This window comes from Pandoraea sp. NPDC090278, assembly GCF_044772185.1.
GTDB lineage: Bacteria > Pseudomonadota > Gammaproteobacteria > Burkholderiales > Burkholderiaceae > Pandoraea.
This window is the reverse complement of record NZ_JBIVYJ010000003.1, coordinates 490,899-509,791: the sequence shown is the minus strand read 5'-3', so window position 1 is coordinate 509,791 and position 18,893 is coordinate 490,899. Positions and strand designations below refer to the sequence as shown.

General features: G+C 64.4%; 16 protein-coding genes. 3 read left to right on the top strand and 13 right to left on the bottom strand.

The features are described 5' to 3' along the window. The first annotated feature begins 8 nt into the window (after positions 1 to 8). Complete coding sequence (galU, locus tag ACIQWO_RS14605) at positions 9 to 896, top strand: UTP--glucose-1-phosphate uridylyltransferase GalU (protein WP_039397316.1); 888 nt, start codon at positions 9 to 11, stop codon at positions 894 to 896. Positions 897 to 987: 91 nt separating this feature from the next. On the opposite strand, the gene ACIQWO_RS14600 is transcribed toward galU, so the two are convergent. Then, positions 988 to 1,215: a sulfurtransferase TusA family protein gene (locus ACIQWO_RS14600; protein ID WP_039402727.1), complete on the bottom strand. Its 228-nt coding sequence runs from the start codon at positions 1,213 to 1,215 to the stop codon at positions 988 to 990. A 147-nt stretch (positions 1,216 to 1,362) separates the two neighbouring features. Continuing rightward, entirely contained in the window at positions 1,363 to 1,893 is a 531-nt protein-coding gene (locus ACIQWO_RS14595) for an NUDIX domain-containing protein (protein ID WP_402825064.1), read from the bottom strand. 297 nt (positions 1,894 to 2,190) lie between these two features. Here ACIQWO_RS14595 and ACIQWO_RS14590 point away from each other — a divergent pair, with 297 nt between their 5' ends. Next, on the top strand, positions 2,191 to 3,471 hold the full coding sequence (locus tag ACIQWO_RS14590) for a chloride channel protein (RefSeq protein WP_402825061.1): 1,281 nt from the start codon (positions 2,191 to 2,193) through the stop codon (positions 3,469 to 3,471). Here the strand turns inward: ACIQWO_RS14590 and ACIQWO_RS14585 are convergent, their stop codons facing one another. The 5 genes from ACIQWO_RS14585 to alaS form a co-directional block, all read right to left on the bottom strand. Continuing rightward, positions 3,472 to 4,584 carry a threonine aldolase family protein gene (locus tag ACIQWO_RS14585; protein WP_402825058.1) on the bottom strand — a complete coding sequence of 371 codons (1,113 nt, stop codon included), beginning with the start codon at positions 4,582 to 4,584 and terminating at the stop codon, positions 3,472 to 3,474. Between the two features lie 103 nt (positions 4,585 to 4,687). Then, the gene (locus tag ACIQWO_RS14580; RefSeq protein WP_402825055.1) at positions 4,688 to 4,882 is read right to left on the bottom strand and encodes a 4-oxalocrotonate tautomerase; all 195 of its coding nucleotides are present in this window, start codon (positions 4,880 to 4,882) and stop codon (positions 4,688 to 4,690) included. A gap of 114 nt (positions 4,883 to 4,996) precedes the next feature. Then, positions 4,997 to 5,767 (bottom strand): class II aldolase/adducin family protein, encoded by a 771-nt coding sequence (locus tag ACIQWO_RS14575; protein WP_402825052.1) that lies wholly within the window; start codon positions 5,765 to 5,767, stop codon positions 4,997 to 4,999. Between the two features lie 56 nt (positions 5,768 to 5,823). After that, entirely contained in the window at positions 5,824 to 7,074 is a 1,251-nt protein-coding gene (locus ACIQWO_RS14570; RefSeq protein ID WP_402825049.1) for a YbfB/YjiJ family MFS transporter, read from the bottom strand. Positions 7,075 to 7,414: 340 nt separating this feature from the next. Further along, entirely contained in the window at positions 7,415 to 10,039 is a 2,625-nt protein-coding gene (gene alaS, locus ACIQWO_RS14565) for an alanine--tRNA ligase (protein WP_402825046.1), read from the bottom strand. Positions 10,040 to 10,282: 243 nt separating this feature from the next. Between alaS and ACIQWO_RS14560 the strand changes: the two genes are divergently transcribed. Then, on the top strand, positions 10,283 to 11,506 hold the full coding sequence (locus tag ACIQWO_RS14560; RefSeq protein ID WP_402825043.1) for a CaiB/BaiF CoA transferase family protein: 1,224 nt from the start codon (positions 10,283 to 10,285) through the stop codon (positions 11,504 to 11,506). A gap of 168 nt (positions 11,507 to 11,674) precedes the next feature. On the opposite strand, the gene ACIQWO_RS14555 is transcribed toward ACIQWO_RS14560, so the two are convergent. Genes ACIQWO_RS14555 through ACIQWO_RS14530 form a run of 6 tightly spaced genes read right to left on the bottom strand, consistent with a single transcriptional unit; the run spans position 11,675 to position 18,880 of the window. Next, complete coding sequence (locus ACIQWO_RS14555; RefSeq protein WP_402825040.1) at positions 11,675 to 12,550, bottom strand: oxaloacetate decarboxylase; 876 nt, start codon at positions 12,548 to 12,550, stop codon at positions 11,675 to 11,677. Further along, on the bottom strand, positions 12,547 to 13,971 hold the full coding sequence (locus tag ACIQWO_RS14550) for an FAD-dependent oxidoreductase (protein WP_402825037.1): 1,425 nt from the start codon (positions 13,969 to 13,971) through the stop codon (positions 12,547 to 12,549). Before ACIQWO_RS14550 ends, ACIQWO_RS14555 begins: the two co-directional genes overlap by 4 nt. Continuing rightward, positions 13,968 to 14,585, bottom strand: a complete 618-nt coding sequence (locus ACIQWO_RS14545) for a cysteine hydrolase family protein (RefSeq protein ID WP_402825034.1) — start codon at positions 14,583 to 14,585, stop codon at positions 13,968 to 13,970. Before ACIQWO_RS14545 ends, ACIQWO_RS14550 begins: the two co-directional genes overlap by 4 nt. A 22-nt stretch (positions 14,586 to 14,607) precedes the next feature. Continuing rightward, the gene (locus tag ACIQWO_RS14540) at positions 14,608 to 16,659 is read right to left on the bottom strand and encodes a hydantoinase/oxoprolinase family protein (RefSeq protein WP_402825031.1); all 2,052 of its coding nucleotides are present in this window, start codon (positions 16,657 to 16,659) and stop codon (positions 14,608 to 14,610) included. Continuing rightward, positions 16,656 to 18,356, bottom strand: coding sequence for a hydantoinase B/oxoprolinase family protein (locus tag ACIQWO_RS14535; protein WP_402825028.1), 1,701 nt, complete (start codon positions 18,354 to 18,356; stop codon positions 16,656 to 16,658). Before ACIQWO_RS14535 ends, ACIQWO_RS14540 begins: the two co-directional genes overlap by 4 nt. Then, positions 18,350 to 18,880, bottom strand: a complete 531-nt coding sequence (locus ACIQWO_RS14530) for a 3-isopropylmalate dehydratase (protein ID WP_402825025.1) — start codon at positions 18,878 to 18,880, stop codon at positions 18,350 to 18,352. Before ACIQWO_RS14530 ends, ACIQWO_RS14535 begins: the two co-directional genes overlap by 7 nt. Positions 18,881 to 18,893 lie beyond the last annotated feature (13 nt).

The following is an 18,893-nucleotide window of genomic DNA, read 5'->3' as shown; positions in this document are numbered from 1 at the left end:
AGAAACTAATGAAAGCCATTGTGACCAAAGCCGTGTTCCCCGTTGCGGGCCTCGGCACGCGGTTTCTGCCGGCGACCAAGGCGAGCCCCAAGGAAATGTTGCCGGTCGTGGACAAGCCGCTGATTCAGTACGCCGTGGAAGAGGCGGCAGCGGCTGGCATCACCGAGATGATTTTCGTGACGGGCCGTAACAAGCGCGCCATCGAAGATCACTTCGATACGGCATTCGAACTGGAAGCCGAACTCGAAGCGAAGAACAAGCAGGCGCTGCTCGACGTCGTGCATTCGATCAAGCCGCCGCATATCGATTGCTTCTACGTGCGTCAGCCGAAAGCGCTGGGTCTGGGTCACGCCGTGCTGTGCGCCGAGAAGCTGGTGGGAGACGAGCCGTTCGCCGTCATCCTCGCCGACGACTTGCTCGACGGCCAGCCGCCGGTGCTCAAGCAGATGGTCGATCTGTACAACCAGTATCACAACTCGATCATCGGTGTAGAAGAGATCCCCATCGAGCAAAGCCGCTCGTACGGTATCGTCAAGGGCACGGACTGGGGCGAGAAGGCGATCGTCAAGTTGACGGACATCGTCGAGAAGCCCGCGCCGGAAAACGCACCGTCGAATCTGGGCGTGGTTGGCCGTTATGTGCTGCGTCCGCGCATTTTCGACTGCATTCGTGAGATCGATCCGGGTTCGGGCGGCGAGATCCAGCTGACGGACGCCATTCAGAAGCTCATGCAGGACGAAGTCGTGCTCGCCTATCGTTACGACGGCAAGCGCTTCGATTGCGGCAGCAAGCTCGGTTATCTGAAGGCGACGGTGGAGTTCGCTCTGCGTCACCCGGAACTGAAGGATGCTTTCCGCAAGTACCTGCAGGAAGATGTGCAAGGCGACCTGACTTGAGCGTCTGTCACCTGCGCAAATAAAAAAACCGACGGCATGTCCGTCGGTTTTTTTGTGTCTGCCGGGCGGCTACCGCATCGGCATCGATGACTCAGCGACGACGCATCCAGAAGTGGAACGTCTTACCGTCTTCGCGCGTATCGAGCAGTTCGTTGCCGGTTTGCTTGGCGAAGGCGCTGAAATCGCGGCCCGAGCCCGGATCGGTGGCGATGATGTGCAGCACTTCACCGCTTTGCATTTCCGCCAGCGCCTTCTTGGCACGCAGGATCGGCAGCGGGCAGTTCAGGCCGCTCGCGTCGACTTCTTTCTGGAATTCCATGCTCATGTCCCTCTCTTCGGTCTTGTTCGAATCTGTTGCGGCGTTTGCCCCGCAAATCGCGATTCTACCGTAGTCATCGGCAAAAGCCGCCGGCGACGCCCGTTTCAGCGCGTCGGCCCATCGCCCCATCCGCGCTTCATCCGCGCCTCACCCGGCAATCGACATCCGCGCCGATTCGACGTACTCGACCGGCAGATTGCGCCGTCGCAGCCATTCGGCGACCGCGTGCCCGGTCCCTGCGCGCCACGGACGCACGTGATGCGGCGCGACGAGCCGGAACTCCGCCAGCTCCTCCGAGAGCTGAATATCGCCGTCGCATACTGCGTGATACGCGATGATCAACTCGTTCTTGCGCATGAATTCGTAGACACCGAGCAGCGAAATCGCGTCGGTCTCCAGATTCGTCTCTTCCTTGATCTCGCGACGAATACCGTCTTCGGGGGTTTCGTCGCGCTCAAGAAAACCGGTGATGAGCGCGAACATGCCCTCGGTCCACGCCGCATTGCGTGCCAGCAGAATCTGGCCCCGGTATTCCACGAGCCCGGCCACGACCGGCAGCGGGTTGTCCCAGTGGACGAAACCACAAGCCGCGTCCGGACAGGCGCGGCGAATACGCCCGGCGACCTCGCGAGAATCGAGCGACGAGGCACAGCGGGGACAAAAAATAAGTTCGTTCATGATCGTTCTTCAGCGAATCCGAACATATTAAATGAACTCATGACGCGCTGCATATTCGGCAAATTCCGAGACGCGCCCGGACCAAGCCCAGACAGCCCGGGGCGTATAATCGGTGAACGTCTTTCAATTTTCGATCACGGCCCCGTGACTGACATTCCACCGAACGTTCCGCCCGCGTCCGACACCCCACCTTCGTCGTCCTCGTCGTCTGCTTCGCCCTCGTCCTCCGCTCCCGCTACATCGCCCCCACCGCCGCCCTCGCCCACGTCGCTGTCTACCCGGCTGACCCAGCGCGGCATGCGCCGCTCACGGCGTCTGTGGCACAACTACGGCGTGTTCTGGCTCGGTGCAGTGCTCGTCGGTCTGGTGTCGGTGGCCTACGCCAAGCTTGTGGACTTCGGATTCGAGCTCTTCCAGCGCATGCTGGCGCACGGCTTCTGGCTGCCGTTGATCGTCACACCGCTGGGTGCCGCGCTGGCGATATGGCTGACGCAGAAGTTCTTCAGGGGTTCGGAGGGCAGCGGCATCCCTCAGGTGATCGCAACGCTTCAGGACTCGCGTCTGTCGAAATCGTTGCTGACGCTGCGGATCATGTTCGGCAAGATCGCGATCTCGTTTCTCGGCATTCTGTGCGGCTTCACGATCGGTCGGGAAGGTCCGACGGTGCAGATCGGCGCATCGCTGATGTACGCCATGCGACGCGGGTATCGCCGCAGCAGCGTGCACATCGAGCGCCAACTGACGCTGGCCGGGGCGGCAGCAGGTCTGGCGGCAGCGTTCAACACGCCGCTCGCGGGCGTCGTGTTCGCCATCGAAGAGCTGAGCCGCAGCTTCGTCGCACGCAGCAGCGGCACACTCATTACTGCCATCATCTTCTCCGGCATCGTGGCGCTCGGGCTGCAGGGCAACTATCTCTATTTCGGCCAGATCAAGGCCATCAGCGAATTCAACTGGGCGCTCATTCCTGTGCTCATCGTCGCCAGTGTGCTGACGGGTGTGGCCGGGGGGCTGTTCGGCTGGTTGATGCTTAACGTGCCGCGATGGATGCCTGCGCAACTGGTCAATTTGCGTCGCGCACGTCCGGTGCACTTCGCCTTCCTGTGCGGGCTGACGATTGCCGTGATCGGCATTGTCTCGGGCGGCACCACGTTTGGCAGCGGCTATGCGGAAGCGCGGGGTTTGCTGGAGTCGCACGCGGCGCTGTCGCCGTTTTACGCCGTGCTGAAGTTCGCCGCCTTGTGCGTGTCGTATCTGTCGGGCATTCCAGGCGGGATCTTCGCACCGTCGCTGGCGATTGGTGCCGGGTTGGGGAATGTGATGGCGCACGTGACGTCCGTGATACCGCTACCCGCGATGGCCGCGCTGTGTATGGTCGGCTATCTGGCGGCGGTGACGCAATCGCCGATTACGTCGTTCGTGATCGTCATGGAGATGATCGACGGCCATCAGATGGTAATTCCGCTCATGGCCGTCGCACTGCTGGCGACACAGGTCTCGAAGACCATCGCGCCGTCGTTCTATCACACGCTGGCGCACCGCTTCCTGACGCCTACGGTGCCTGCGCCGCGTCAGGCTTGATTAGGCCTTCCCGCTCAGCGCACGGATATCCGCAGCCAGACGCTCTACCGTCTCCACACGAGTATCCCACGCGCACATGAAGCGGCAGCCACCTGCACCGATGAACGTGTAGAAGCGCCAGCCCTTAGCGCGCAGTGCCTCGATGACATGCGGCGGGAGTTCTGCGAACACGCCATTGGCCTGCGTGTCGAACATGATCGACACGCCGGGAATGTCGCGAATGCGGCTCGCGAGCAACTGCGCCATCTCGTTCGCGTGCCGCGCATGGCGCAGCCACGTATCGTTCTCCAGCATGCCGAGCCACGGCGCGGAGATGAAGCGCATCTTCGAGGCCAATTGCCCCGCTTGCTTCACGCGATAAGCAAAATCCTCTGCGAGCGAGCGGTTGAAGAACACCACCGCCTCGCCGACCGGCAGGCCGTTCTTCGTGCCGCCGAAACACAGCACGTCCACCCCCGCACGCCAGGTCACGTCGCCCGGATGACAGCCGAGCGTCGCGACCGCATTGGCGAAGCGTGCGCCGTCCATGTGCACGCGCAGGTTACGGCGCTTGGCGACCGCCGAGATCGCTTTGACCTCATCGACCGAGTAGACGGTCCCAACCTCCGTCGCCTGCGTGAGCGTGACGACCTTGGGTTTCGGGAAGTGGATGTCCGAGCGGCGATTGATCACGGCCTCGACAGCGTCCGGCGTGAGTTTGCCGTTGTTCTCGCGACCGCGCGCAGTGAGCAGCTTCGCACCGTTGGAGAAGAATTCCGGGCCGCCGCATTCGTCCGTCTCGACGTGCGCCAGTTCGTGACAAATGACGGAGTGATACGACTGCGACAGCGACGCCAGCGCAAGTGAGTTGGCCGCCGTGCCGTTGAAAACGAAGAAGACTTCGCAGTCCGTGTCGAAGAGTTGCCGGATGCCGTCGCACACGCGCTGCGTCCACGTATCGTCGCCATACGACACTTCATGACCACTGGCATTCGCTTCGACCAGATAGCGCATGGCCTCCGGGCAGATCCCGGCGTAGTTGTCGGACGCGAAGTGTTGCGGCGTTTGCGCCGCGTCGGCGGACGTGTTCTCGGCATTCGATACAGACGGCGAAACAGACGGAGCTTGCGACATAACGACCTCTTCAAGACGGCGGGAACGCCACGCGACGCCCCCGCTTCAGACTGCCCGGTGACGGTCACCGGCTTACATGATTTGCGACTTCAGATACTCGCGCTCACTCGGGGCGTGGATCCGACCAGAGCGTGCCTGCCGTGGACCAGTTCTCGGGCTTGATGTCGGTGATGATGATATCGACGGACCCCGGCGTGCAACCGATCGTCTCTACTGCGGCTTGCGTAACGGCTTTGACGAACGCGCGCTTTTGCTCGATGGTGCGCCCTTCGAACATCTCGACGTGAAACGTTGGCATTGCGATCTATCTCCTGATGTCGTTATTGGAACCGACGGCGTGGCGCCGACGAACGTCTCCGATGCCCTGCCCGACCGCAGCAGACAAGCCGTCCGTGCGTCCTCCATCGAGCAGTCAATCGCGAAACGAGGCGTCTATTCTATCGAGTTTGCGCAGGAGCGCAGGCCATTCCAGAACGCCTTCAATCGCGCCACCGTCTTCGAGCTGAATCGCCGTCTTGTCTTGCACCGCCGGGCTCGGCAAATTCGGTGCAGCGCCGCCGGTCAGCGCCTGCAACTGGATCTCGCAGGCCTTGATGAGCGTCGCCATCAGCACGAAGGCTTCCGCCACCGTACGGCCGACGGTCAGCGTGCCGTGATTGCGCAGCAGCATTGCAGGGTGTGCGCCGAGCGACGTCACCAGCCGCTCGCCTTCCGACGGCGAAAACGCCAGCCCTTCGTAATCGTGATATCCGATGCGCTCGTGAAAGCGCAGTGCGTGCTGCGAAATCGGCAGCAGGCCGTGCGGCTGGATCGACACCGCGATACCCGCCGTGTTGTGAAGATGCATGACGCAAACGGCGTCCGCGCGCGCGGCGTGCACCGCGCCGTGCAGCGCAAAACCAGTCACATTGACGGGATGCTCGCTCTCGCCCACGATCTCGCCGTCCATCGTGATCTTCACGAGATTCGACGCCGTCACTTCGTCGAACGCCAGCCCGAACGGATTGATGAGGAAGTGCCCTGGCTCGCCCGGCACCATCGCGGAGATGTGCGTGTAGATGAGATCGTCCCAGCCGTTCAGCGCCACGAGGCGATAGCAGGCAGCGAGATCGATGCGCACCTGACGCTCCTCGTCGCTCATGGCTGTGGCGGCCTTGCGGCCTGCCTTCAAGGTAAAAGACATACGCTTCTCTGAGGAAAGTCCGAAGATTGGAGCGAAGGCCTACCGGAGTTGTCGCATCAGGGCGCGCGTTCGAGCGAACGACGCCAGTCCCACACGAAACCGATGGCCCCGAGCACCAGCACCCCGCTGGCACACAGCAGTGCCGTCGTGAACCCGCCGGTCGCGGCGACGAGCGGCGCGGCCACCAGCGGCCCGACGATCTGCCCGATGCCATAGGATGCCGTCACCAGCCCGATCAGACCATTGGCATTGTCCCCACGCAAACGTCGGCACTCGCGCACCGCGTAGACCGTGATCGCCGTGAATGGCAGCCCCACGAGCACGCTCCCCAGCGCAAAGCCCACGACATTCGGCAGCACGATGCCGATGCCCACACCCAGCCCTTGCATGACGTAACACACGGCGAGCAGCAGACGGTTATCCCACGAAAGCGGCGCACGCGCGCCGATGATGGCCCCCGGAATCACCATCAGACCGAGTAGCGGGAAGAACAGGTCGGGCCACGGGGAACCGGGCAACGCCTGACGTGCAATCACCGGCAGGAACGTCGCAGTGATGATGTAGCCGAAGCCAGCGAAGCTGTACAGGATCGTGACCGGGATCACGCTCTCGCCGCTGCCATGATTGATCGAGGGCGCGACGGCGGCCGTAGACTTGGCCGCGTCGGCCGACTTGGTCGCATCGACGGCGACAGGTACATCGGCCACAAACGTCCGCCAGATGACGGCAAGCAACGCCAGCGCGAGCACGCCGCACAGCAACCAGCCGCCGCGCGCAGGCCAGCCGAGCGTGTCGTTCAGGCTCGCGAGCAAGCCCGTCACCACAATGCCCGCACCGGGTCCGGCAAAGATCACACCGCCCAGACTCGGCATGCGCAACTCGGCCAGCTTGCGAAAGCCCCACCCCGCCGAGAACACCATTGCCCATGCGCTCATCACACCCGCGAGCGTGCGCACAACAGCCCACACGGCAAACGATTCCATCAGCCCCATCGCCAACGTCAGCGCGACCGTGGCGGCAAGTGCGAAGCGGATGATGAGCGTCGGCGTGAAGTGCAGCCACATGCACGACAGCGCGCCGATAAAGTACCCCGCGTAGTTCAGCGACGCGAGCCAGCTACCGTGCTGAATATCGGTGAGATGCTCATGCAGCATGAGCGGCAGCATCGGCGTGAAAGCGAAGCGGCCGATCCCCATCGCAATCGACAAGGCGAGCATGCACGACAGCGCAATGCGCCATGCCGCCCGCTCCGGCGATGGCTGACGCAGCTTCGTGACATTGTCGGAATCGGCGAGAGTAGCTGGCATGGCGATGGCTGGCCCGCAGGCAAATATGAATGGGTGGAATCGTGGCAGAACTACGCGCGCCGTTTCGCGTGGCGTCTTATGGGTTCTGCGTGTCTCGTTTGATTCGTTGATCTGCGTTCCCGGTGTCTTGTGCACCCGGTGTCGCTCGCATGCAGACAACATGCGGAATACTTTACATGCAAACCATTACCGAAGGGGCGGGTTCCCCTGCGCGCGACAGGGCAATGTTGCGTGCGATCCGACCAGAAATGCAAAACGCGCACCGAAGTGCGCGTTTTGCCCGGGTCAGGCGTGATGCGTGCCTGACCGAAGTCGGGGACGAATCCCCGCCATCAAGGTATTACAGCTTGCCAGCCACCCATGCCTGCACGCCAGCGAGCGCCTGCGGCAGTTGCGACGGGTCGGTGCCTCCAGCCTGCGCCATGTCCGGACGACCGCCGCCCTTGCCGCCGACCTGCTGTGCGACGAAGTTGACGAGTTCGCCTGCCTTGACCTTGGCCGTCGCGTCCGCCGTCACGCCGGCGATCAGCGTGACCTTACCGCCTTCGACGGCAGCCAGCACGATGGCAGCGCTCTTCAGCTTGTCCTTGAGCTTGTCCATCGTCTCGCGCAGCGTCTTGGCGTCGGCGCCTTCGAGTTGCGCGGCCAGCACCTTCAGGCCGTTCACGTCGACAGCCTTCTCGACCAGTTCGTCGCCCTGGCTCGATGCCAGTTTCGACTTGAGCGCCGCCAGTTCCTTCTCCAGCGACTTGACCTGCTCCTGCACCTGCGCGATACGCGGGCTCAGCTCTGCGGGTTGCGTCTTGAGCGCGGCAGCCGCTTCGTTGATCTGGTCGTCGAGCGTCTGGACGAAGCGCACCGAGTTATCGCCAGTGATCGCTTCCACGCGACGGATACCGGCGGCCACGCCACCTTCCATCACGATCTTGAACAGGCCGATATCGCCCGTGCGCGAGACGTGCGTACCGCCGCACAGTTCGCGCGACGTGCCGATGTCGAGCACGCGCACTTCGTCGCCGTACTTCTCGCCGAACAGCGCCATTGCGCCACCCTTGACCGCGTCGTCGAACGACATCAGCGCCGCTTGCGTCGGCGCGTTCGCCAGCACTTCGGCGTTCACGATGTCTTCCACGCGACGAATTTGATCGGCCGTCATCGCAGCGTTATGCGCGAAGTCGAAGCGGGTCTTGTCGGCGTCGACAAGCGAGCCCTTCTGCTGCACGTGGCCGCCCAGCACTTCACGCAAGGCTTTGTGCATCAAGTGAGTCGCCGAGTGGTTGCGCACGGTGCGTGCGCGACGCACGGCATCGACCTGCGCCGTCACCGCTTCGCCGACCTTCAGCTCACCCGACTCCAGCGAACCGTAGTGACCGAACACGTCGGCCTGAATCTTCTGCGTGTCCGACACGCCGAAACGCGCAGCCCCGGCAACGATCAGACCCTGATCGCCCACCTGACCGCCCGACTCGGCGTAGAACGGCGTGGTGTCGAGCACCACAATGCCTTGCTGACCGGCGGTCATCTTGGCCACGCTGGTGCCGTCGACGTACAGGGCCGTAACCTTCGCGCCTTCGAGCGCGAGCTTGTCGTAGCCTTCGAAGCGCGTCTTGTCGCCCGTGTATTCGAGGGCCGTCGCCATCTTGAACTTGCCCGCAGCGCGCGCCTGTTCGCGCTGACGCGCCATCGCGGCGTCAAAGCCTGCTTCGTCCACCGTGATGCTGCGCTCGCGGCAGACGTCCGCCGTCAGATCGAGCGGGAAGCCGTAGGTGTCGTGCAGCTTGAATGCCAGTTCGCCGTCGAGCGTGGTCACGCCCTTCTTAGCCAGATCGGCCAGCGCGCCTTCGAGAATTTCCATGCCGTTCTCGATGGTCTCGCCGAAGCGCTCTTCTTCTTGCTTGAGCACGTCGGTCACGCGCTGCTGCGCCGCCGCCAGTTCCGGATAGGCGACGCCCATCTCGGCGACCAGATCCGGCACGAGCTTGTAGAAGAACGGTTTCTTGCAGCCGAGCTTGTAACCGTGGCGGATCGCGCGGCGGATGATACGGCGCAGCACGTAGCCGCGGCCTTCATTACCCGGGATCACGCCGTCGACGATCAGGAACGAGCACGCGCGGATGTGATCGGCGATCACCTTGAGCGAGTTCGCGTTGAGATCGGTCACGCCCGTCTCGCGGCCAGCGGCCTTGATCAGGTGCTGGAACAGGTCGATCTCGTAGTTGCTGTGAACGTGTTGCAGCACGGCCGCGATACGCTCCAGCCCCATGCCCGTGTCAACGCACGGCTTGGGCAGCGGCGTCATATTGCCCTGCTCGTCGCGGTTGAACTGCATGAACACGAGGTTCCAGATTTCGATGTAGCGGTCGCCGTCTTCTTCCGGCGATCCCGGCGGGCCGCCCCACACGTCTTCACCGTGGTCGAAGAAGATTTCCGAGCACGGGCCGCACGGACCGGTATCGGCCATTTGCCAGAAGTTGTCCGAGGCGTAACGCGCGCCCTTGTTGTCGCCAATGCGAATGATGCGCTCGGCCGGCACGCCCACTTCCTTCGCCCAGATGTCGTAGGCCTCGTCGTCTTCCTTGTAGACGGTGACCCAGAGCTTTTCCTTCGGGAGCTTGTAGACGGTCGTCAGCAATTCCCACGCGTACTGAATCGCTTCGCGCTTGAAGTAATCGCCGAACGAGAAGTTGCCCAGCATTTCGAAGAACGTATGGTGACGGGCGGTGTAGCCCACGTTTTCGAGGTCGTTGTGCTTACCGCCGGCGCGCACGCTGCGCTGGGCCGTGGTCGCGCGCGTGTACGGGCGCGATTCGAGTCCGAGGAAGACGTCCTTGAACTGCACCATGCCGGAGTTCGTGAACAGCAGCGTGGGGTCATTGGACGGCACGAGGCTCGACGAGCGCACGATGGTGTGCCCCTTCGACTCGAAGAAGTTTAGGAATTTTTCCCGAATGTCTGCGACTTTCATAGGCTGCGTGGGAGCGTGGGGACCGGGCAGGCTAAGCCTGGCGGGGTATTTTGCAAACTTTTGATTATACGGGAAATCGACCTCTCTACAGCGTCCCGCCGCTAACCGCAGTGCGAAACGGCGCTGGTCAGCCACCGCGCACGCACCGTAGACTCTCACCCATAAGTTCCGCATTGCAAAACAACGTTCCGCAATAAGTTCGGACCGACGAAGACAAATCGAAACACAAGGAGATAGCGAACGATGGGCGCGCTGAGTCATATCCGGGTACTGGACCTTTCGCGTGTGCTGGCCGGTCCGTGGGCCACGCAGAATCTGGCCGATCTGGGCGCAGACGTGATCAAGGTGGAGCGTCCCGGCATGGGGGACGACACCCGCAGTTGGGGCCCGCCCTACCAGCGCGACGCCGATGGCCACGACACCGCTGAAGCCGCCTATTACCTCGCGGCAAACCGCAACAAGCGCTCGCTCACGCTCGACATCTCCCGTCCGGAAGGACAGGCCATCGTGAAGGCGCTGGCGGCGCAGAGCGACGTCGTCGTCGAGAACTACAAGGTCGGACAACTGGCGAAGTACGGCCTCGATTACGCCTCGCTCAAAGCGGTCAAGCCGGATCTCGTCTACTGCTCGGTCACGGGCTTCGGGCAGGACGGCCCGTATGCCTCGCGCGCCGGTTACGACTTCATCGTGCAGGGCATCGGTGGCTTCATGAGCATCACCGGCGAGCGCGACGCGCTGCCCGGAGGCGGCCCGCAAAAGGCTGGCGTGGCGATTGCCGATCTGATGACGGGCATGTACGCGAGTCTCGCGATCATGGCCGCCCTCACCCACCGCGACCGCACCGGCGTGGGTCAGTACATCGACATGGCGCTGCTCGACACGCAGGTCGCCATGCTCGCGAACATGAACACCAACTATCTGGCCAGCGACAAAGCGCCGGTGCGCTGGGGCAACGCGCATCCGAACATCGTGCCGTATCAGACCTTCCAGACGGGCGACGACGGCTGGATCATCGTCGCGGTCGGCAACGACGGGCAATTCCGCAAGTTCGTGGAAGCCGGTGGCGAGCCCGCGCTGGCCGACGACGAGCGCTTCGCCACCAACCCGTCACGGGTCCGTCATCGAGAGGTGCTGGTGCCGTTGCTCGCGCAAATGGTGCGCAAGTTCGGCAAGGACATCTGGATCGACAAGCTCGAAGCGTCCGGTGTGCCGTGCGGCCCGATCAACACGTTGCCGGAGGTCTTCGCGCACCCACAGGTCAAGGCACGCGGCATGGAAGTCGCGTTGCCGCACGCCTCCGGTGGCGTGTCGCGACTGGTCGCGAGCCCCATGAAGATGAGCGAGACGCCGCCGCTCGCGCGCACCGCCCCGCCAACGCTCGGCCAGCATAGCGACGAGATCCTGCGCGAACGGCTCGGCTTTGACGACGCGAAGATCGCGGGTCTGCGTACCGATGGCGTGGTGTGAGACTGACTGAAGCGCCATCCGGGCAGTCTGCCTGATGTAAAAAGGGCCTGTCGCGAATCTCATCGCGACAGGCCCCGTGTTCCGGCGCTACCCACGTTCCACGCCGAGACCCTGCCAGACGTCACACAGTCATCGTAGACGTCCCTATTCTTTCCCTCGCACCACGAGTCACTCGTACTGCTTGCCCTCGGCCAGCAGTTCAGGGGTGCCGATCACAGCGTTCAGACCGTCGAAATCGAGCATCTGCTCGCGCCACGCCGCCGTCGTGCCCTGTGCGTGCAAATTGGCGTAATAGCCCTGCAACGTATGCGCCACCGCGCGCGCCGTGCCACCGGGGAAGATAACGATGCGAAAGCCGATATCCGCGAGTGCCTGCGCGCTTTGCACGGGCGTCTTGCCGCCTTCGACCATGTTCGCCAGCAACGGCACGCGATGCGCAAAGCGCTCGCAGGCCGCCGTCATCTGCTCGGTCGTGCGTAGCGCCTCGATGAAAAGCGCGTCGGCCCCGGCTTCGAGATACAGCTCCGCGCGGTCTAGCGCGGCATCAAGCCCTTCGACGGCAATCGCGTCGGTGCGCGCGAGGATCAGCGTCTCGACGTCGTGCCGTGCATCGACGGCCGCCCGCACCTTGCCCGCCATTTCCTGAGCTGGCACCACGCCTTTCCCATCGAGATGGCCGCAACGTTTCGGAAATGTCTGGTCTTCCAACTGGATCATGGCCGCACCCGCCCGCTCGAAACCACGGACAGTGCGCTTCACGTTAAGCGCGTTACCGAAGCCGGTATCGGCATCGACGATCACCGGCACCGACACACGCTCGGCAATGCGCGCGACCGTGTCCTCGACTTCCGGGAACGTGGTCAGACCGATGTCGGAGCGGCCAAGCCGCGTGTAGGCAATCGACGCCCCCGAGAGATACAAGGCGTCGAAGCCCGACTGTGCGGCGATGAGGGCCGACAAGGCGTCGTAGACGCCGGGTGCCAGCAGCACACCTTGCGAGAGGCGCTGCCGGAGCGACGGTTGGACAGACGACAAAGCCGTCATGAGGAAATCTCCTGAGTGTTCTTGATGAGGGCGAGTGAGCCAATCACCGTATTCGCCGCGATGTAGCCGCCCGCGACGGCCGAGAGCAGGCCATTGCCGGACAGATAGCCCCACACCGCGTTGCCCGACACGCCACGTGCCGCGCCGCCTGCCGCAAGCAGGTTCGGCATCGGCGCCCCGTCGGGACGCAGCACCCGGCAGGCGGCGTCGATATCGAGTCCGCCCTGCGTGTGAAACAGCGCGCCCGTGACCCGAATTGCGTAATACGGCGCGACGAGCGAGCGTGTGAACCGGCGGCCATCGGCGGTATTCACGCCGGGCGCGACGCCGTCCAACGTTTCGCGCAGTGCCGCCACGTCGCAGCCGATGACACTGGCAAGCGCGTGGACGTCGGGACAAGTCTTGAGCGCACCGGCGGCTTCGGCTTCCTGAAAGTCTGGAAACGTGCGGGCCAGCGCGAGCGTCTGAGCATCGAACACATTCCAGGCGATGCCATCCGTTTGCGCGAGCACGTGCACGGCCGCTTCCGAGTAGCCGTGCGTTTCGTCGTGAAAGCGCCGACCTTCCCGGTTGATCTGCACCCCGCCGTCCATGATGACGGCCCACGAGATCAGCACGCCGTGCGGACTCGCCCACGAACCGTGTCCCTGGTAGCCGCCCAGATCAGCCGTTGCCACGCCGAGCGCCCGGCCCCAGAGCAAAGCGCTGCCGTCGTTGCCTTCATGTCCGCCGTACACAGCGTCTGCCATTTCGGGCAGCAATTCGGTGCGCAACCCGGCATTGCCGCCGAAGCCGTTGCAGGCAAGCAGCAGCGTGTCGCAGCCGAGGTATTCCATCGCGCCATCCGGGCGCACGCAACCCACCGCCTGCACCTTGCCCGACGCATCCACCCACAGCTCGCGCACCAGCGTCTTCGTCATGACGTGGGCGTCCGTCGCCTGCACCGCGCGCTCCAGCGCCGCCATCAACGCCGCACCAGTCCGCTCCGGCAGGCTGTGCATGCGCCGCACGCTGTGTCCGGGGTAAAGGAAGCCATCGAGAATGTCGAACGTCAGTCCGTGGCGCGCGAGCGCATCCATCGCCGGACCGGACGCCTCTGAATACGCCCGCACCAGATGCGCCGCCGCCGTGCCTTCCGTCTTCCCCATGATGTCGGACGCAAACTGCGCAGCGCTGTCATCAATGCTGGCGGCGCGCTGCACCGCGCTACCCGCCGCCGGAATGAACCCCGACGACAGGGCCGTCGAGCCGCTGGGAATGGCGTCGCGTTCAAGCAGTACGCAGTCGATGCCCGCGTCTTGCAGCACCAGCGCGGCAGTCAGGCCGCATGCGCCCGCCCCCACGACCACCACGCTGATCTGAGGCAGATCGTCCACCAGCGGCCGTCCCTGACGAACGACCGGTGTCATGGGAGCGCTCATGACGCGATGCGGCCCGCAAAGGCCTCACAGGTCACGATCTCGCCAACGGTACGGAGGTCGGCCAACGCGGCGTCGTGCGCTGCGATGGTGGGTGCGGCACATCCGTCGGAGAGCACCAGCACACGGTAGTCGCGCATGTGGGCATCGCGCGCCGTACTCGCCACGCCACCGTTGGTCACGATGCCGCACACCGCCACCGTCTCGATACCGGCACGTCGCAGCACCCAGTCCAGTTGCGTGTTGAAGAAGGCGGAGTAAGCGACCTTCCAGACCGACACGTCGACGTGCTTCGCCAGCGCCGCCACGGTGGCATGACCGTCCGTGCCCGCGACGAAATCGCCACGGCGCAGGAACGGCCGCAACTGCTTCAGATGCGGCGAAATCATGGGCTCGCCGCTCGCGTCCGGCCACAACGTGAACTGGCTTGCCGCGACGAAACCACCCGCAGCCTTGAGCGATTGCGCGATGGGTGCGACACGTGCGGGCAACGCCTGCGCTTCAGGGGTCGCAGCACCTCCCCGGTCATAAGCACCGCCGGGCGTGATGAAGTCGTTTTGCAAATCGACGATGACGAGTGCCGTGCGCGCCGGGTCCAGCAAAGAGGTTTGACTCATGTCGTGGCTCCTGTCGCGTGCATCAGGCGTCGCGCGTGATGAGCAGGTTGCCCAGCGCATCGACGCGTCCGGAGAATCCCGGTTCGAGCCAGATCGTCGTGTCCGACTGTTCGAGGATCGCGGGACCGGCAACGCTCGCATCCACCGGCAGATCGAGACGCGCATAACGCACCGCATCCCACCACTGCCCGGCGTGGTACACCCGCTGGCTACCGAGCGACTCGGGCATGGCGCTCGCCTGCGGCGCGAGCACCGCCAGGTCGAACTTCGGACGCACACCGATGCGCGCGTAACGCAGGTTCATGATACGCACCGGAATGCCGTCGAGCGCACGGCCGAAGGCGTCGCGATAGGCGGTCTCGAAGGCGGCGGCAATGCCGTCCCGATCCAGTCGTTCGCGCGCGACCGGCACACGCACGGTGTGGCTCTGCCCCACATAGAGCATGTCGAGTTCGATGATTTCACGCACCGATTCGAAGCGCACACCCGCTGAATCCAGACGCGCCTGACAGGCTTGCGCCAGCCCATCCACACGCTCGGCGAGGTCATCCGTATCGAGCGCGGCGAGCGGCTGATTGAGTGTCTGCACGCTGTCGTGACGCATGTCCGCAATCACGCAACCGAGCGCCGACGTCACGCCCGGATAACGCGGCACGATGCCGGTGGTCGTACCGACTTCGCGCATCATCGCGCAGACGTGCAGCGCACCGCCGCCGCCGAACGGCATGTAAGCGAACTGACGCGGATCGTGCCCGCGTTCGATGGACACCAGACGGATCGCACCCGCCATCTTGGCGTTGGCCACGGTCAGAATCGCTTCCGCCGCAGCATAAGCGTCGAGTCCCAGCGGCTTGGCCACGTGCGTGTCGATGGCTTGTAACGCGAGGTTACCGTCGAGCTTGGCGAGCAATCCGCCTCCCAGCGGACGATCCGCTGCAATCCGGCCGAGCAGCACGTTGGCATCGGTCACGGTCGGGCGCGTGTTGCCGCGTCCGTAGCACGCCGGTCCCGGCACGCTGCCCGCCGACTCCGGTCCGACTTGCAACAGCCCACCCGCGTCGACGGAGGCAATCGAGCCGCCGCCTGCGCCGATGGTCTCGATCTGGATCATCGGCGAGCGCACCACCATCCCGAATTCGATGGACGTCTGCGCCGCTAGCGAGGCCTCACCGTTCGCGACCAGCGAGACGTCGAACGACGTGCCGCCCATGTCACCCGTGACCACGTTGGCGAAGCCCGCCGAACGCGCAATGGCCGCGCACGCGATCACACCCGCTGCCGGGCCGGAGAGCGCCGTGCGCACTGGCACGTCGCAGGCCGTCTGGCGCGACATGATGCCGCCGTTGCTTTGCACGACGAGCAACTCCCCGCCGAAGCCACGCGCCTTTAGATCGCTCTCCAGACGCGTCAAATAGCTGCCCACCACGGGTTGCAGCGACGCGTTGAGCGTGGCCGTCGAGCAACGCTCGAACTCGCGAATCTCCGGCAGCACTTCGGTGGCGGCCGTCACGTTGCCGTTCGGCCAGAGCGCGCGCACCGCTGCGACCGCGCGTTGTTCGTTGGCGGGATTGGCGTAGGCGTTGACGAAGAAGACACACACGGCGTCGCAGCCCGCTTCGAGCAAGACGCGTGCCGCCGCTTCAACCTGCGCGATGTCGACGTCGGTGTGTACGGTGCCATCGGCCAGCACGCGCTCATCGACCTCAAGGCGCAGATTTCGCGGCACAATCGGCGTGAAGTTGCCGCGCAGTCCCCAGGTGGCAGGACGGTCGCGGCGACGCATTTCCAGCACGTCGCGAAAGCCTGTCGTCGTGATGATCCCGGTGCGCGCCACCTTGCGCTCCAGCAGCGCATTCGTCCCGACGGTCGTGCCGTGCACGATGGTCGCGATAGCCGCAGCCCCACGCCCTTGTGTATCGACACGCTCGATGCCGTTCATGAAGCCGCGTGCTTCTTCGCCGCGCGTGGAGGGCACCTTGACGATGCGCGCCACACCGGCTGCTTCGTCGAGGACGAACAAGTCGGTGAAAGTGCCGCCCACGTCGACGCCGACAATCGTTGCTGCTTCGCTCATGCCTGTTGCTCCTTCTTGGTCGTGCCGCGCGCACCGCTCACGGTGTCTTGCGTCGTCACGTAGCCCATCTCACGGTCGTGTGCGCGGGCTGCTTCGTCGCGCTGCGCCGGTGCCCCATATCCCCCGCCACCCGGCGTCTCCAGTCGCACCCGCTCACCCTTGGTCAGCTTGATGCCGAGCATCTTCGAAGCCATGGGCGGCGTGTGCCATTGCCCTTCGTTCTGGTAGCGGAAGACGTTCGGCACCGAGGCCTCACCGCCCGCGATCCCTTGCGGCGCGGAGCGACCGCGCTCGCCAAACACGAACGCTTCCGCGCCGTCTTCGAGCAACTCGATCTCGTAGATGGCGCCCAGACCGCCGCGATGCGCGCCGTCGCCCGCCGAATCGGGACGCAGCGCCCATTGCGTAAAGCGCACGGGATAGGCCGCTTCGAGAATCTCCACGGGCGGAATCGTCGCCGTCGAGATCGGTGCGTTGCCATGCGACAGGCCATCGCCATCGATATGCCCGCCGTGACCGCCCCCGAAGAAGCTGAACATCACCCAGCGCTGGCCACGTCGTGCTTCGTCGGTGCGGTAGCCTGCAATCGACAACGCGTTGATCGTGCCGTAGGCCTGCCCCATCGCGCGCTCGGGCGCGGCCTTCGCCATCGCGCAGAAGATCACGTCGATCATGCGCAGAATGGTTTCCGTGTAGCCACCGACCGGACGCGGACGTTGCGCCGAGATCAACAGCCCCTCGGGCAGTTCGAAGCGCACCGCGTCGAGCACACCGGCGTTGGCCGGGACATCCGGAAACAGGTGCTTGAGCGCGACGTAGCAAGCGGCAATGGCCGTGGCGCGCGAGATGTTGACCGGTCCCATGCACGCGGGGGACGTGCCGGTGAAGTCGAGCGTGAGCAGGTCGCCTTCGACGCGCATGCGCAGCGCAATCGTGAGCGGCTCATCGCGCACGCCGTCGTTATCCAGCGTGTCCTGATAGACGTACTCGCCGTCGGGCAGCGCCGCCACGTGGGTGCGCATCAGCTTGACGGCGCGCTCGCGCAACTGACCGAGCGCGTCCTGCACCGTGCCGTCGCCGTACTCGTCGAGCAGATCCGACAGACGGCGTCCACCGAGTTCGAGCGCCGCCAGTTGACCGTTCAGATCGCCCCACAGGCTGTCGGGCAGACGCGTGTTGGCCTTGAGGATGGCGAGCACGTCGAGATCGAGTTCGCCGCGTCGCACGATGCGCACCGGCGGGATCTGCACCGCTTCCTGCCAGCATTCGGTCGCCGCCGGGTTGTAGTTGCCGGGCACCGCACCGCCCACGTCGTGCCAGTGCGCCGCCGAGGCAAGGAAACAGTACAGCTTGCCGTTGCGGAACACCGGACGCACGAGCTTAAAGTCGTTGGCGTGCGTGCCGCCTTCGTACGGGTCGTTGAAGAGCCACACATCGCCTTCGACCATGCCGCCGCGCTCGGACGCGGCGCGTGCGGCCGCCTGCACCGCGAACGCCATCGCGCCGACGAAGACGGGCAGGCCCGACTTGCCTTGCACGAGGGTTGCGCCGGTGGTGGCGTCGTAGATGCCGTGGCAGGCGTCGTGCGCCTCGGCAATGATCGGGTTGAAGGCGCTGCGGTAGAGCGTCGCGTCCATTTCGTCGGCGATCTGCTCCAGCCGTCCTTTCAGGACCGCCAGCGTGACGGGATCTAGCATGAAGAAACTCCGTGAGATGTCGATGGGGATGCCACACTGCGCTGCTTGAGCAGATTGAGCAGGCCACCGGCGTCGACCATGTCGAGGAGGAACCCCGGCACGGTCTCGCAGGTCAGCCGGCTGCCATCGGCCAGTTCGACGTATCCGTCGCGCGGCGCGAGCGTGAGGGTTGAGCCCTCGGCAATGCGCTGTGCGTCGGCACAGGTCAGCAGCAGCAACCCCACGTTGAAGGCGTTGCGAAAATAAAGGCCATTGAACGACGGCGCGATCACCGCGCGCACGCCGAGATGCACGAGCGCGGCAGCCGCCTGTTCGCGCGACGACCCGATGCCGAAGTTGGGACCGGCGACGAGGACGTCGCCCGGACGCACGTCGGCCGCGAACTCGGGACGCACGCGATGCAGGCAATGGCGGGCGATTTCGTCGATGCCGAACTTCATGTAGGCACCGGGCGCCAGCGCGTCGGTGTCGATGTCGGCACCAACGCACCACGCTCGGCCGGAAGAAGACGTTGGCGTTGTCATGTCAGAAGTGATG